Raw genomic sequence first — 14,789 nt, forward strand, 5'->3', positions numbered from 1 at the left:
CCCGAAAGGACGACGGTGTTCGATTCGACCCAGCTCTCCCCGCCCGAGCGCGCCGAGGCGGAGGCGACCCCTGCCGGACCGGACCTCCTCACGACGGTCCGCGAGCGCCTCGGCGCCGTCGACGACGAGTTCTCCGGCCGCCTCGACGAGCACCTCCCGCGCCTGGTCGATCTGCTCGCCACGGTGTACGCCGGCCGCGAGGACCTCGAGGACCAGCTGGTCGCGATCGTCGAGCTCGCCGCCGCCTCCTGGGAGGAGCGGCCCGAGGAGCTCCGCGCGCTCGACCGCGCCCGCGAGCAGCACCCGACCTGGTTCCTCTCGAACAAGGCTCTGGGCGGGGTCTGCTACGTCGACCGCTACGCGGGCGACCTCGAGGGGCTGCGCGCCGAGATCCCATACCTCCGCGAGATCGGCCTGAACTACCTGCACCTGATGCCGCTCTTCGATGCGCCCGAGGGCGAGTCGGACGGGGGCTACGCGGTCTCGAGCTACCGGCGCGTGCGGCCGGACCTCGGCGACATGGAGCAGCTCCGCGGGCTGGCCTCCGAGCTGCGTGAGCAGGGCATCGCACTCGTGGTCGACTTCGTCTTCAACCACACCTCGAACGAGCACGAGTGGGCGCAGCGCGCGCTCGCCGGCGAGCAGCGCTTCGAGGACTACTACTGGATCTACCCGGACCGGGAGCAGCCCGACGCCTTCGAGCGCACGACGCGCGAGATCTTCCCGGACGACCATCCCGGCTCCTTCGTTCAGCTGGAGGACGGGCGCTGGGTCTGGGCCACGTTCCACCGCTACCAGTGGGACCTCAACTACTCCAACCCCGAGGTGTTCCGGGCGATGGCGGGAGAGATGCTCTTCCTCGCCAATCAGGGCGTCGACGCACTGAGGATGGACGCGGTCGCGTTCATCTGGAAGGAGCTCGGCACCACCTGCGAGTCGCAGCCGCAGGCGCACCTGCTGCTGCGCGCGTTCAACGAGGTCTGCCGCCTGGCCGCTCCGGCGCTGCTGTTCAAGTCTGAGGCGATCGTGCACCCCGACGAGGTGATCGAGTACATCGACGTCGAGGAGTGCCAGCTCTCGTACAACCCGCTGCAGATGGCGCTCACCTGGGAGGCGCTCGCCACCCGCGACGTCCGTCTCCTCTCGCAGGCCCTCGAGCGCCGGCACGCCCTCCCCGAGGGCACGGCCTGGGTCAACTACGTGCGCGGGCACGACGACATCGGCTGGACCTTCGCCGACGAGGACGCCGCCGAGCTCGGGATCGACGCGGCCGGCCACCGCCGGTTCCTCAACGACTTCTACACGGACCGGTTCGACGGCACGTTCGCCCGCGGAGTGCCGTTCCAGGAGAATCCGCGCACCGGCGACCGCCGCGTCTCGGGCACCACCGCGTCCCTCGCCGGAGTGGAGGCGGGCGACGCCTACGGGATCGACCGCGTGCTCCTCGCGCACTCGATCGCCCTGAGCACCGGCGGGCTGCCGCTGCTCTACCTCGGCGACGAGGTCGGCCAGCTCAACGACCACGGCTACCTCGACGACCCGACGACGGCCGGCGACTCGCGCTGGGTGAACCGGCCGCGCCGCCCCGCGGAGCGCTACGACGAGCGCGAGGTCCCGGGGACGGCCGCGAGCGAGGTCTTCGGCGGGCTGCTGCACCTCATCGCCGTGCGCAAGGCCGTGCCGATGTTCGCGGGCACCGAGCTGAGCGTCTTCGACCCGGTCAACGACCACGTGCTCGGCTACCAGCGCCCCGGCGACGGGGAGTCGGTGCTCGTGCTCGCGAACGTGTCGGACGAGGTCCAGGAGGTCGCGGCCGAGCGGTTCGGCGGGTTCGCCGCGGAGGCGGTCGACCTGGTCACCGAGATCGCGGTCGACCTGCGCGAGGGCTTCCGTCTCGCTCCGCTGCAGTTCGTCTGGCTGAGGGTGACCCCGGCCTGATCGGGCCGCGCGAGGCCCTCGGCGCGGGGGCCGTCGCCGGTACCCTGGGGCGGATGACTCCCGCTCCCCGTGCCCTGCTCGCCCGCCTCCGCACCGACGCGCGACTCGCGCGCAAGGTGGGCGGCGAGCTGCTCGCGGCCCGCCGGGCCCGCCACGCGGTGACCCGGCTGCTCGCGGAGCGCGGGCCGCTGCCCGAGGGCCGGTTCGAGATCGGCGTCTACTTCGCCGACGGCGACATCAACCTGTACCAGCTGCGGCAGTGGTACCGGCCGCTGGCCGAGCTGGCGGAGACGCATCCGGTCGTGCTCCTCAGCCGCAACGCCGGCGCCGCGGAGGTGCTGCTGCGCGAGAGCCCGGTCCCCGTCGCCTACGTCCGCTCCGTCGCCGACCTCGAGAGCACCATCGCGAGCCAGCCGCTGCGGATCGTGCTCTACGTCAACCAGAACGCCCGCAACTTCCAGATGATGCGCTACGGGCGCCGCTGGCACGTCTTCGTCAATCACGGCGAGAGCGACAAGATGTACATGACGACGAACCAGTTCAAGGCGTACGACTACAGCATGATCGCCGGGGACGCCGCCCTCGCCCGGCTGCGCCGTGTGCTCTGGGACTACGACTTCGACAAGCGCACCCTCGCCATCGGCCGTCCTCAGGCGGACCACTTCGCCGGCGCCGTGCCGTTCACGCCCGACGAGCGCCGCGTGGTGCTCTACGCGCCGACCTGGGAGGGCGACCGCCCCGCCGCGGGCTACGGCTCGATCCGGAGCCACGGCACGGCCCTCGTGCGCGGGGTCCTGGCCGACCCGCGGTTCCGGCTCGTCTACCGCCCGCATCCCCGCAGCGGCGCGGTCGACTCCGACTACGCCGCGGCCGACCGGGCGATCGTCGCGATGATCGCCGCCGCCAACGCCGCCGATCCGCGCGCCGGTCACGTGCACGACACCGGTGCCGAGCTCGGCTGGCAGCTCGCCGCCGCCGACCTCGCGATCCTCGACGTGTCGGCGATGGTCTACGACCGGCTCGCCACGGGGCGCCCGCTGCTGGTCACCCGGCCCGTCAGCGCCGAGGCGGAGGTCGACGAGAGCGGCTACCTCGGCGACGCGGAGTGGCTGCTCGCCGAGGACGCCTCCGCGATCATCGCGCGGATCGACAGCGCCGAGCACGATCCGGAGTCGGTCGAGCGGCTGGAGCGCTGGGTGCACCGCTACTTCGGCGACACGTCGCCCGGAGCGGCCACGCGGCGCTTCCACGAGGCGGTCGAGCACCTGCTCGCGGAGTGGGAGCGGCACGCCGCTCTGCACTGGGGCGACGGCGCGGTCGACGACCACGATCCGGAGGGCTGAGCGGGCGGGAGCACCGCTCGAACCGCCGCGTCAAGGGTCGGCCCGGTCGCCGGGCGGCCTCCCGGCGCCCCGCTACGCTCGTCCCATGATGACCCCGCGCGCCTTCGCCCGCTCCCGCCGGCGCCGGTCGGCACCCGCCCAGCCCGCGGTCGAGCCGGACATCGTGGTCTCCGCAGACCCGGAGAAGCCGGTCTTCACGATCCGTTCCTTCCGCATCGGCCTGTTCGGCGCGCTCGGCGTGCTGGTGGCGCTCGTCCTGGGCGGCCTCGTCGTGCAGCTGGGCACGGTGCTGACCTACATCTTCGTGGCGCTGTTCTTCGCGCTCGGCCTCGATCCGCTGGTCTCCTGGCTCGAGAGCAAGCGCCTGCCGAGGCCGCTGGCGATCACGGCGGTCTTCGCCGCGGTGGTGCTGATCTTCGCCGGCCTGCTGGTCTACATCATCCCGATCCTGGTCGAGCAGCTGACGATGTTCGTCACGAGCGCCCCGCAGATCGTCACCGACATCGCTTCGCAGCAGTGGGTGCTCGACCTCGAGCAGCAGCTGCGCGGCGTGATCGACATCGACGAGCTGATCGAGAGCGTCCAGAGCTTCATCGGCAACCCCAACAACCTGCTCTCGCTCGGCGGCGGACTGATCGCGGTCGGGACCGGGATCGCCAGCGGCGTGACCGGCGCCGTCATCGTGCTGATCCTGACGCTGTACTTCCTCGCGTCGCTCCGCTCGATGAAGGCCGTCGCCTACCGCTTCGCCCCCGCCTCGCACCGCGCGAAGGCGCACGAGGTCGGCGACGAGATCACCGGCGCCGTGGGCCGCTACGTGGTCGGCCAGGTCTCGCTCGCCGGCGTGAACGGCGTGCTCACGTTCATCCTGCTGCTCTCGATCGGCGCCCCGGTGCCGGCGCTGCTGGCCTGCGTCGCGTTCCTCGGCTCCCTGATCCCGCTGGTCGGCACGCTCTCGGGCGCCGTGATCATCTCGCTCGCCTGCCTCCTGGCCTCGCCGCTGACCGCGCTGGTCGCCGCGATCTACTACCTCGTCTACATGCAGGTCGAGGCGTACCTCCTCAGCCCCCGCATCATGAACAAGGCCGTCTCGGTCCCCGGTGCGGTCGTCGTGATCGCGGCGGTCGCGGGCGGCACCATCGCGGGCGTGCTCGGCGCCCTGGTCGCGATCCCGGTCGCGGCCTCGGTGATCATCGTCGTGCAGAAGGTCGTCTTCCCCCGTCAGGACGCCAAGTAGCGGACCGCACCGCGACGGCCGGTCCGCTCAGCGCCAGGGCGGCACCGCGCCGTCGACCGCAGCGCTGAAGCGGCGGACCGACTCCGGGACCGCGACGCCCTCCTCCGCCGGCACCGGCGCGAGCGTGCGGGTGACCAGCGGCACGACGCCCGCCCAGACCCCGGCCTCCGGCTCGTCGCCGGCTCCGTGCGCGCGCACCTTCAGGCTCGCCTCGGCCAGGGGGAGGCGCAGCACCAGCGTGGCCGCGATCTCGCGGGCGGTGCTCGCTCGCACCTCCTCGTCGCGCCCCGGGAGGAGGCGTGCCACCAGCAGATCGAGGGCCCGCGCCTTCTCCTCGCCCTCCAGCGCCTCGGCCCGGCCGATCACCATCGCCGAGCGGTAGTTCATCGAGCTGTCGAAGGTGGAGCGGGCGACGACCAGTCCGTCGACCAGCGTGACCGAGGCGGTGAGGAGCGAGTGCCGCGCCGCCTCCCGCAGCAGTCCTCCGCCGCTCGACCCGTGCAGCAGGAGGGAGTCGCCGTCGCGGGCGAAGAGGATCGGCAGCACGATCGCGGCGCCGTCCCGCACGACGGCGACGTGGGCGACGAGCGCCTCGTCGAGCAGGGCGTGCAGCTCGGCGGGATCGGTGCGCTGGCGGTCGCGGAGACGGGAGACGCGGGTGCGCTCGGTGACGGGGAGGCTGTCCATGTCGGAATCGTCCCGCGCCGACTGGATCTGCCAGGATGCCACTGGGCCGCGATCGGAGTGGTCCAGAGCGGAGCGGTCGATGGCGTCGGGCGATCTGGAGATCCCGCTCCTCCTCGGGCCGTCGCCGCGCGGCTCGGTCCGCGCCGGGCTCGCCGAGGCGCTGCGCCAGGCGGTGCTGGACGGGCGCTACCGGGCGGGCGATCCGATCCCGTCGAGCCGCGTGCTCGCCGAGCGGCTCGGCGTCTCGCGGGGCTCCGTCGTCGCCGCGGTGGACCAGCTGGTGGGGGAGGGCTACCTCGTCGCCCACCCGCGCGCGGCGGTGACGGTCGCCTCCGACGGACTGCTGGCGCCGGCGCCGGAGGAGCCGCGGCCGGAGTCCGGGGAGACCGTCGTCCCGCCCGCCGCGGCGGACCTGCGGCCCGGCAGGCCGGACACCCGCGCCCTCGACACCCCGGAGTGGCGGGCCGCCTGGCGCCTGGCGCTCGTCTCGCCGCCCTCGGCGCCTCCTCGGGGTTCCGGGGACCCGGCCCTGCGGGAGCAGATCGCCGAGCAGCTGCGCCGGTCCCGCGGCGTCGACGTGCAGGCGTCGGACGTGGTGGTGACCAGCGGCACCGCGGGCGCCGTCGCGCTCCTGGCCCGCGCCGCCTCGGCCTCGCTCGGACGCGAGGTGCGCGTGGCCGTCGAGGACCCCGGCTACCCGGCCGTCCGGCGCCGCCTGCGCGCCGACGGGCACGAGGTCGTCGGCGTCCCTGTGCGCGGCGACGGCATCGACCTCGACGCTCTCGCGAGCTCCGGCGCGAATGTGGTCGTCGTGACTCCGTCGCACCAGTACCCGACCGGCGGCAGGCTCGCGCTCGCCGAGCGCCTGGAGCTGGTGCGCCGCGCGTCGGCCGGCCCCCTGCTCGTGGTGGAGGACGACTACGACAGTGAGTTCCGCTACGTCGGCGCCCCGCTGCCCGCGCTCGCCTCGCTCGACTCCGGCGGCGGAGTCGCCCATGTCGGGTCGTTCTCGAAGACCGTCTCGCCGTGGCTCCGCATCGCCTACCTGGCCGTTCCGCGGGCGTCCTGGCTCCGCGGGGCGCTGGCCGGCCTCGACGACGAGAAGGACGCCTCCGCCTCGGGTCCGACGCAGGCGGCGCTCGCGCAGTTCATGGCGAGCGGGGCGTTCCGGAGGCATCTCACGCGCTCGAGACGGCGCTACGCCCACCGCCGTGAGCTGGTCCACGCATTCGCGGAGGCGGTGCCCTGGGGGCGCGCGAGCGGACTCGACGGGGGTCTGCACGTCGTCCTCTCCCTGCCCGCGCCTCTGGACGCGCACGCCGTCGCGGCCGCGCTGCTCCGGGAGGGACTGCTCGTCGCCACTCTGCACGAGTACGCCCTGTCGGGACGGGCTGCGACCGAGGCGCTGGTCCTCGGCTACGGCCATGTCGGCGACCTCGAGCTCGCTGCGGCGCTGGACCTGGTCGACCGGATCGTCCGCGCGCTCGCCGCCGGGGCCGTCCGTGGTATCCCTGGAGGATGACCCGCGACTCCGCCCTGCACATCACCGACGACCCCGACGCCGACGCGCTGCTCAGCCGCGACCCGCTGGCCCTGCTGATCGGGATGCTCCTCGACCAGCAGGTCGCGATGGAGACGGCCTTCTCCGGGCCCCGCAAGATCGAGGAGCGCCTCGAGGCGGAGGGCGCCTCCTTCGACGCCGCGTCGATCGCGGGCTTCGACGAGGACGCGTTCTCGGAGCTCTGCCGGACTCCGCCCGCGATCCACCGCTACCCGGCGAGCATGGCGGGGCGCGTGCAGGTCCTCTGCCGCGCTCTGGTCGACGACTGGGACGGCGACGCCGCGGCGGTCTGGACGCGCGACGAGCCCGACGGCCGCACGGTCCTCGCGCGTCTGAAGGCGCTGCCCGGCTTCGGCGAGCAGAAGGCGCGGATCTTCCTCGCCCTGCTCGGCAAGCAGCGCGGATTCTCGGGGGAGGGCTGGCGCTCGGCCGCGGGCGCCTACGGAGAGGAGGGCGCCTTCCGCTCGGTCGCCGACATCGTCTCTCCGGAGTCGCTGACGAAGGTCCGCGCCACCAAGCAGGCCGCGAAGGCCGCCGCCAAGGCGGAGAAGTAGGGCCGGGGGCGGCGGCCGGATGGATCGAGCGCTCGACGACGGTCCCGGTCGCCGTCTCCGCAGTCGCAGGCCGAGCAACCCGACCCGATGATCCCCGCCGCCACCGTCCGGCTGCGCTTCCGCGAGATGACCGCCGAGGACCTCCCCGACATGGCGGACCTGCTCGGCGACCCGGTCGTGATGCGGTACTACCCCGCGCCGAAGGACCGCGAGCAGGCAGCCGCCTGGATCGAGTGGAACCGGCGCAACTACCGCGAGCACGGCTTCGGGCTGTGGATCGTCGAGACCCTCGACGGCGAGTTCGTCGGCGACTGCGGGTTGACCTGGCAGCGCGTCGACGGCGGGATCGAGCTCGAGGTCGGCTACCACGTGCGGGCCGGTCTGCACGGCCGCGGCTACGCCACCGAGGCGGCTGCGGCCTGCCGCGACCTCGCGCTCGCCCACCGCCTCGCGGGACGACTCGTGGCGCTCGTGCACCCGGACAACGCCGCCTCGAGGCGCGTCGCCGAGAAGACCGGCCTCCGCGTGATCGCCGAGGACCGCGACGGCGGCGGACTCGTCCGCACCGTGCTCGGGATGCCGCTCGTCGGACCCGGGCGCCGGCCTCCGGAACGCTGACCGAACGCCTCCGACGGCTTTGGACCACAGCGCGCGGCCCGCGCCGAGCAGGATGGTCTGAGCTAGATCCGGTCCTCCAGCGCCGCGATCAGCGCCGCGCGGTCCTCACGGAGGATCGAGGCCCCGCCCCCCGGCACGGTCCGCACCTCGACGCCGCGGCCGGCGAGGACGCCGCCCAGCGAGCCGTGGCCCAGCGGGTCCTCCGGCATCACGGCGAGCGTCGCCACGGGGAACGTCTCGGGGGCCTCGGCCGCACCCCGAGCCGTCAGCCCGACGGCGGAGTCCTGCTCCCAGAGCGCGTGGGCCGACACGTCGAGCTCGATCTGCTCGTCCGTCCAGATCGGGTGGCGGTGGCGGAGGGAGTCGGCGTCGCCCTTCTCGACGTGCGCGACCGAGCCGCCGCGGTGGAGCGCGCTCGTCAGTCCGCGGGCGTCCGAGAACGCGGGGTCGAGCAGGACGAGCCGGGCGGCGCCGTACTCGGGGGCGAGCCGGGTGGCGACGACGGCGCCGAGGCCGTGGCCGATGACGAGATCGGGGGTCTGCAGCACCGAGGCGCGGACGTCCGACGCCCAGTGCTCCGGCGAGTACACGGGCGACGCCGGCGAGCCGCCGTGACCGGCGAGATCGGGGGCCACCACGCGGTAGCCGTGCTCGTGCAGCGTCGGGACCAGGGCGTACCAGATCCGGGAGTCGGAGCCGAGGCCGTGGAGGAGGAGCGCCGTCCGCTCGCCCGTTCCGCCGTAGTCGCGGACGAACAGCGCCAGCGGCTCGGCCGGCGCGGCGGCCAGCGCCTTCCGCTCGGCACGGGTCGGCTCGAGCACGAGGGTGTTGCCGAACGCCTGCGGTGCCGGCCCGAACGCGTCGCGCGCGCTCTGGATCACCTTGCGGCCCAGCATCGCGTTGCCGACGCCGCCCAGTGCCGCTCCGATCCCGAACGGCATCGCCCGGCCGACCAGGCCCGCGCCCTGCTGGGCGAGGAAGTGCTTGGCGAAGGACTTCTTCGCGCGGTCCGCCAGCTCGCCCACGAGGAAGGACGGCAGGCCCTTCGTGACCACGGAGCCCCAGTACTGGTTGAGGCCGCTGCCCCCGCCGACGGCCTGCCCGGCCACCTGGCGCACCATCTCGCTGCCGGAGGAGCCCATCATCAGCGTGAGCACGAGGGCCCGCGCGCGGTCCGGGTCCTCGAGCGGGATCCCGTGCACCTCCGTCACCGACTGCGCGAAGAGCGCGCTCGCCTCCAGGAACCCTGCGGCTCCCGCGCCGGAGAGGGCCACCGAGGCGGCCGTGCCGATGCCGGGGACGACGGCGGTCGCCCCGATCGCCGCGCCTCCCGCGGCCACGCTCGAGAGGTACTGCCGCTCGAGCGACGTGATGATCTGCTCCGGAGTCGCCCCGGGACGCCGGCGCCGCAGCAGGCGGATGTTCGCCAGCACGGCCGGGCGCTGCACCGCGAGGAGCCGGTCGAGCAGCTTCGCCAGCTGAGCGTTCTCGGAGCCGTCGGCCTGCTCCACCTCGCCGGCCCGCTCCACGGCGCGCTCGCGCTTGCGGTCCTTCTGGGCCATGTCGTGCACTCCTGCGTCCTCGGGCGCCGCGTGCGGGAGGGGTCAGTCGTCGGAGACGGTGCCCTGGACGGGCGGGCCCTCGGCCGGCGCCGTGCTGCTCCGCGGTGTCGGCGCGTAGTCCTCAGCGTAACGCGCGAGCACCTCCTCGATCGGCGCGTCCAGCACCAGGCGGCCCTTGTCCAGGTAGAGGCCGCGCGTGCAGAAGCGGCGGAGGTCGCGCTCGTTGTGCGAGACGAAGAAGAGGGTGCGGCCGGAGGCGAGCAGCTCCTCGATCCGCGCGTAGCACTTCTCGCGGAACGCCCTGTCGCCGACCGCGAGCACCTCGTCCACCAGGATGATCGGCTCCTCGAGCCGCGACACGACGGAGAAGGCGATGCGCACCTTCATCCCGCTCGAGAGGTGCTTGTAGGGGGTGTCGAGGAAGTCGCCGATCTCGGCGAACTCGATGATCGAGTCGAAGCGCGCGTCGACCTCGCGCTTGGACATCCCGTGGAGACCCGCGGTCAGGTAGACGTTCTCGCGGACGCTCAGGTCGGCCACGAAGCCGCCGGTGATCTCGATGAGCGGAGCGACGCCCCCGCGCACCTCCACCGCGCCCTCGTCCGGCAGCACCACGCCGGCGACGAGCTTGAGCAGCGTCGACTTCCCCTGACCGTTCCGGCCGACGACACCGATCGCCTCGCCCGCCCGCACCTGCACGTCGAGCCCGCGCAGCGCCCAGAACTCGCCGGGCCGCGAGCGGCGGGAGCGGCCGGCGAAGAGGTCCTTGAAGGAGCGGCGGCCCCGCCGGTTGCGGCGGAAGCGGATCCCGAGGCCGCGGCACTCGATGACCACCGGGGCGTCGGCCATCACAGCTCCTTCAGCACCGCGCGCTCGGAGCGGCGGAAGACGACGAGGCCCAGCGCCAGCACGAGCACCGAGAGGCCCGCGGAGGCGAGGATGAGCGGGACGTCGAGCTCGCTCTCGAAGAACGCGGAGCGGTAGAGGGCGAAGATCCCGCTGAGCGGGTTGAGCGCCGCGAGCGGCCGGATCTGCTCCGGCAGGTTGGCCGTGGAGTAGATGATCGGCGACGCGTAGAAGAGGAACCGGAGCACGAGCTTCACGGCCCGCTCCAGATCTCGGAAGAACACCACGAGCGGGGCCACCAGCAGACCCACGCCGAGCGTGAGCACCGCCTGCAGCAGGATCGCCACGGGGAACAGCAGCGCCGCCCAGGTCAGGTGCGCGCCGGCGATCACGGCGAAGAGCACCAGCACCGGCAGGCTCGCCACGAACTCGATGCCCTTCGAGAGCACGATCCGCCCGACCCAGATGGTCCGCGGGATCGACGTCGACCGCACCAGCTTCGCCTCGCGGAGGAACGCGCGGGTCGCGTCGGAGGTCGCCTGGTTGAACCACATCCACGGCAGCAGGCCTGCGAGCAGGAAGACGATGTACGGGTCCTCGCCGACGGTCCGCTGGAAGACGACGGTGAAGACGAAGAAGTAGATGCCCGACATCACGAGCGGGTCGAGAACCGACCAGACGTAGCCGAGCGCGCTCGTGGCGTACCGGACGGTGAGGTCGCGCCTGGTGAGCAGCCAGAGGGAGTGACGGTAGCGCCAGGCCCGGGATCGCCGGTGGCGCAGGGCCGTCTCGGTCGCGAGGGTGTCGGCCGTGCTCACTGCGCGACTCCTCCCGTCGGCTCCGCTCGAGCCGGGGGAGGAGCCGGGAGCGTCAGACGAAGAGGTTCGCGCGCTCGAGGTCCTCGGCGAAGTCCACCTCGACGGCGTAGAGGTCGGAGATGTCCATCGGCTCGACGAGCAGGCGGTCCTGCTCGATCGCCAACTCTATGCCACGCTCGAAGTAGTCCTGGGCGTCGACCCGGGCGAGCTGGCGCACCAGCGCGGCCTTGTCGGAGGCGGACACGTAGTTGATCCCGACCGCCTCGCCGAGGCCGCCGCGCACCGTCTTGGAGAGCTCCTGGATGAAGCCCTCGGCGCTCGTCGTGTACTTGACCTCCTCGTCCGACACCTTCGAGGTGTTGACGGTGACGAAGGAGACGTCCTTCGCGATCAGCGCGGCCGCCCGGTCGAGGATGCGCGGGTCGAAGACGACGTCGCCGTTCATCCAGAGCACGCCGCCCTGCCCGCTCGCCTGCAGCGCGCGGAGGAGGCTCTTGGAGGTGTTGGTCTGGTCGTACTGCTCGTTGTAGACGAACGTCGCCGAGGGGAAGGCCTCGATGATGTGCTCGAGCTTGTAGCCGACGACGATGCTCACCGGGACCTTCGTGCCGAAGGCGTGGTGGATGTTGTCGAACTGCTGCTGCATGATCGTGCGCCCGTCGCTGAGCGGCGTGAGCGGCTTGGGGAGGGAGCGGCCGAGCCGGCTGCCCATCCCTGCGGCGAGGATGACGACGGTGGCGGGGCTGCTGCTCGTCGAACCTGTGTGCATCATCGTGTGTTCTCCTCGAATTAACCGCTGCGTCTCGATCTGATCGACTCCTCGGGTAGAGACCTAGTGTACAGTTCACGCCCCCCGGGGCCAGGGTGGTTGACCTCTCGCCGTGTCGCCGGGTGTCGGCGCGGGCGCCGGGGGCCCGCGGGCGAGTTGGTACCGTAGCCGGATGACGTCCGTGACGAACGCCGAGCCCGCTGAGGGTGCCGCGGATCCGGACGGCGCCTCGCCCGTCGTCTTCGAGCTGCACCAGCTGACCCGGAGCTTCGGGAGGACGGTGGCGGTCGACCGCATCGACCTGGCCGTCCGCGCGGGGACCTTCTACGGGATCATCGGCCCGAACGGCGCGGGCAAGACCACCACGCTCTCGATGATGACGGGCCTCCTGCGACCCGACACCGGCCGCGTCCTCGTGCACGGCGTCGACGTCTGGAAGGACCCGTCGGCCGCGAAGCCGCTGATCGGGGTCCTGCCCGACCGCCTCCGGCTGTTCGACCGGCTCACCGGCGCCCAGTTCCTCGCCTACTCCGCCGCGCTGCGCGGCATCGACCTCGCCACGGCGAAGCAGCGCACGGTCGAGCTGGCCGAGGCGCTCGGCCTCTCCGACGCGCTGGAGCGCCTGATCTCGGACTACTCCGCGGGGATGGCGAAGAAGGTCGCCCTCGCGGCGGCGATGATCCACGCCCCGCGCGTGCTGGTCCTCGACGAGCCGTTCGAGTCGGTGGACCCGGTCTCCTCGGCCGCCGTGATCACCGTGCTGCGCCGCTTCGTCGAGGGCGGCGGCACCGTCGTCCTCTCCAGCCACGGGCTCGACTTCATCGAGCGCGTCTGCGACGACGTGGCCGTGATCGTCGGTGGGCGCGTGCTCGCCTCCGGGACGGTCGCGGAGGTCGCCGGCACCGCGACGCTGGAGGAGCGCTTCCTCGAGCTCGCGGGCGGCAAGCAGATCGCCGAGGGGCTGCAGTGGCTGCACGACTTCTCCGGCTGAGGGTCGACGTCCTCCTGGGCGCGTTCCGCTCCGGGCCCGCGCGCTCGGCCGGCGCCGTCCTGGGCGTGCTCGTGGTCGTCGCGGTGACGGCCCTGCTGATCGCGGCGATCGGCGCTCTGCGCTCCTCGGACGCGGCGGCGGGCGCTCTCGTGACCGCCGGCGGCCTCGTCTCCGTCGGCTTCCTGGTGCTGCCCTTCCTGCTCGGCCCGCTCGACCCGATGGATCCGCGCGCGTTCCGCCTCTTCGGCCTTCCGCCGCTCCGCCTCGCCGGGGCGCTCGCCCTGGCCGGCCTCGTCTCGGTCCCCACGCTCGCCCTGCTGGTGGTCGGGCTCGCGAGCGCGCCGCTCGTCCCGGGCGCAGGCGCCTTCGCCGTGGTCGGCCCGCTCCTCGCGGTGGCGACGGCCTCGCTCTTCGCGCGGATCGGCCTCGCCGCCTCCGCCGCACTCGTCCCCTCCCGGACCGCCCGCGAGCTGCTGGCCGTCCTCGGCCTGGTGCTGATGCTCGGCGGTCCCGCCGCCCTCGGTGCCGCCGCGCTGGTCGACACGGGGGACACCCCGGTGCTCGAGCGCTGGGGTGCGGCGATGGGGGCCACTCCGTTCGGTGCGGCGTGGATGATCGCCCCGGCCGCCCGGACCGGCGACGCGCTCGGCCCGCTCCTGCTGGCCCTGGTGACGCTCGTCGCGGCGGGCGCGGTCTGGTGGCTCGTCGTCCGCCTGCTGACGGAGCGCCCCGAGCGCACGCACCGGCCGCCGCGCGGCCTCCGGCTGGGCTGGTTCGACGTCCTCGGCTCGACCCGGACCGGCGCGATCGCGGCGCGCAGCATCACCTACTGGCTCCGGGATCCGCGCTACCAGGCGTCGCTCGTCGCCGTGCCGGTGCTGCCGGTCGCGGCCCTGCTGCTGCTCGCGGTCGTCGGCGTCCCCTTCCCGCTGCTCTCGCTGCTCCCGGTCCCGCTGATCGCGCTGTTCCTCGGCTGGTTCCTGCACAACGACGTCGCCTACGACGGCTCGGCGTTCTGGCTCCACGTGGCCGCGGGCGTCCGCGGCTGGTCGGACCGGCTCGGCCGCGCCTTCCCGACCCTCCTGCTCGGCGTGCCGGTCGTCGTGCTCGGCTCGCTGATCAGCAGCGCGACCTCGGGGCTCCCCGATGCGCTGCCCGTCGTGCTCGCGGTGAACACCTGCCTCCTGCTCGTCCCCGCCGGCGTCGCCAGCGCCGTCTCGGCACGGCTCGCCTATCCGGCTCCGCGCCCGGGCGACAGCGCGTTCACGCAGCCCCAGGCCCCCGGAGCCAGCGGCGCCGGTCCGCAGTCCCTGGCGTTCGGCCTGGGGCTGCTCCTCTCGGCTCCGGCCGTGGTGCTCGGCGTCCGGGCCCTGTTCGTCGACCCGGAGGCGGCGGGCGACGCCGTGCTCGTCGGCTTCGGCAGCGCCGTGGTCGTCTTCGCCCTCGGCGTGCTCCTCGGCGGCCGGCTGTTCGAGCGCCGCGCGACCGAGCTGGTCGCGTTCACCAGCCGCTACTAGCGCCGCCCGATCCGGAGCGCACGGCCGCGGGCCCGGGCTCCGCGCGTAGGATCGTCGGCATGATTCCGCGCGTCCAGAACAGCAGCACCGACCCCCTCGAGGGAGGCGGAGGAACCGCCACGCTCGACCGCGAGCTCGAGGAGCTCCTCAACCAGGAGTCCATCGAGCCGGGCGACCACGAGCGCTTCTCCCACTACGTGCCGAAGGACAAGATCCTCGAGAGCGCCATCACCGGCAAGCCGGTCCGCGCGCTCTGCGGCAAGAAGTGGCTCCCGGGCCGCGACCCGGAGAAGTTCCCGGTGTGCCCGGCCTGCAAGGAGATCTACGCGAAGATGAAGTGAGCTCCCG

At 73.3% G+C, this 14,789-nt stretch carries 14 protein-coding genes; 9 read left to right on the forward strand and 5 right to left on the reverse strand.

Going from position 1 to position 14,789, the window contains the following annotated elements; translation table 11 throughout:
- Nucleotides 1–15: 15 nt before the first annotated feature.
- From C5C39_RS03920 to C5C39_RS03930, 3 genes are all read left to right on the forward strand, one after another.
- Nucleotides 16–1,938: an amylosucrase gene (locus tag C5C39_RS03920; RefSeq protein ID WP_104352722.1), complete on the forward strand. Its 1,923-nt coding sequence runs from the start codon at nucleotides 16–18 to the stop codon at nucleotides 1,936–1,938.
- A 53-nt stretch (nucleotides 1,939–1,991) separates the two neighbouring features.
- On the forward strand, nucleotides 1,992–3,281 hold the full coding sequence (locus tag C5C39_RS03925) for a CDP-glycerol glycerophosphotransferase family protein (protein WP_258075767.1): 1,290 nt from the start codon (nucleotides 1,992–1,994) through the stop codon (nucleotides 3,279–3,281).
- A gap of 85 nt (nucleotides 3,282–3,366) precedes the next feature.
- Nucleotides 3,367–4,518, forward strand: coding sequence for an AI-2E family transporter (locus tag C5C39_RS03930; RefSeq protein WP_244229611.1), 1,152 nt, complete (start codon nucleotides 3,367–3,369; stop codon nucleotides 4,516–4,518).
- A gap of 27 nt (nucleotides 4,519–4,545) precedes the next feature.
- On the opposite strand, the gene C5C39_RS03935 is transcribed toward C5C39_RS03930, so the two are convergent.
- Nucleotides 4,546–5,205 (reverse strand): pyridoxamine 5'-phosphate oxidase family protein, encoded by a 660-nt coding sequence (locus tag C5C39_RS03935; RefSeq protein ID WP_104352723.1) that lies wholly within the window; start codon nucleotides 5,203–5,205, stop codon nucleotides 4,546–4,548.
- 79 nt (nucleotides 5,206–5,284) lie between these two features.
- Here C5C39_RS03935 and C5C39_RS03940 point away from each other — a divergent pair, with 79 nt between their 5' ends.
- The 3 genes from C5C39_RS03940 to C5C39_RS03950 all read left to right on the forward strand — a co-directional run bounded on the left by C5C39_RS03940 (nucleotide 5,285) and on the right by C5C39_RS03950 (nucleotide 7,938).
- Entirely contained in the window at nucleotides 5,285–6,727 is a 1,443-nt protein-coding gene (locus C5C39_RS03940; RefSeq protein WP_181136309.1) for a PLP-dependent aminotransferase family protein, read from the forward strand.
- A complete protein-coding gene (locus C5C39_RS03945) occupies nucleotides 6,724–7,320 on the forward strand; it encodes an HhH-GPD-type base excision DNA repair protein (protein ID WP_104223574.1) in 597 nt (198 codons plus the stop codon). Before C5C39_RS03940 ends, C5C39_RS03945 begins: the two co-directional genes overlap by 4 nt.
- Nucleotides 7,321–7,407: 87 nt before the next feature.
- Complete coding sequence (locus C5C39_RS03950; protein WP_104352725.1) at nucleotides 7,408–7,938, forward strand: GNAT family N-acetyltransferase; 531 nt, start codon at nucleotides 7,408–7,410, stop codon at nucleotides 7,936–7,938.
- Nucleotides 7,939–8,000: 62 nt separating this feature from the next.
- Here C5C39_RS03950 and C5C39_RS03955 read toward each other — a convergent pair whose 3' ends face one another.
- The 4 genes from C5C39_RS03955 to C5C39_RS03970 are packed head-to-tail and all read right to left on the reverse strand — an operon-like array spanning nucleotide 8,001 to nucleotide 11,933.
- A complete protein-coding gene (locus C5C39_RS03955) occupies nucleotides 8,001–9,500 on the reverse strand; it encodes an alpha/beta fold hydrolase (RefSeq protein WP_104352726.1) in 1,500 nt (499 codons plus the stop codon).
- A 42-nt stretch (nucleotides 9,501–9,542) separates the two neighbouring features.
- Complete coding sequence (locus C5C39_RS03960; protein WP_104223571.1) at nucleotides 9,543–10,349, reverse strand: ABC transporter ATP-binding protein; 807 nt, start codon at nucleotides 10,347–10,349, stop codon at nucleotides 9,543–9,545.
- Nucleotides 10,349–11,164, reverse strand: a complete 816-nt coding sequence (locus C5C39_RS03965; protein WP_374953537.1) for an ABC transporter permease — start codon at nucleotides 11,162–11,164, stop codon at nucleotides 10,349–10,351. The genes C5C39_RS03960 and C5C39_RS03965 overlap by 1 nt, the downstream gene beginning before the upstream one ends.
- A gap of 52 nt (nucleotides 11,165–11,216) precedes the next feature.
- The gene (locus tag C5C39_RS03970; RefSeq protein ID WP_104226983.1) at nucleotides 11,217–11,933 is read right to left on the reverse strand and encodes an NTP transferase domain-containing protein; all 717 of its coding nucleotides are present in this window, start codon (nucleotides 11,931–11,933) and stop codon (nucleotides 11,217–11,219) included.
- Nucleotides 11,934–12,105: 172 nt separating this feature from the next.
- On the opposite strand from C5C39_RS03970, the gene C5C39_RS03975 reads away from it, so the two are divergent.
- The 3 genes from C5C39_RS03975 to C5C39_RS03985 are packed head-to-tail and all read left to right on the forward strand — an operon-like array spanning nucleotide 12,106 to nucleotide 14,782.
- Complete coding sequence (locus C5C39_RS03975) at nucleotides 12,106–12,924, forward strand: ABC transporter ATP-binding protein (RefSeq protein ID WP_104352727.1); 819 nt, start codon at nucleotides 12,106–12,108, stop codon at nucleotides 12,922–12,924.
- Nucleotides 12,900–14,441, forward strand: a complete 1,542-nt coding sequence (locus C5C39_RS03980; protein ID WP_104352728.1) for an ABC transporter permease — start codon at nucleotides 12,900–12,902, stop codon at nucleotides 14,439–14,441. Before C5C39_RS03975 ends, C5C39_RS03980 begins: the two co-directional genes overlap by 25 nt.
- Nucleotides 14,442–14,500: 59 nt before the next feature.
- Nucleotides 14,501–14,782: a DUF3039 domain-containing protein gene (locus C5C39_RS03985; RefSeq protein WP_104223568.1), complete on the forward strand. Its 282-nt coding sequence runs from the start codon at nucleotides 14,501–14,503 to the stop codon at nucleotides 14,780–14,782.
- Nucleotides 14,783–14,789: the final 7 nt, after the last annotated feature.

The organism is Rathayibacter sp. AY1F3, from assembly GCF_002931975.1.
Taxonomy (GTDB): domain Bacteria; phylum Actinomycetota; class Actinomycetes; order Actinomycetales; family Microbacteriaceae; genus Rathayibacter.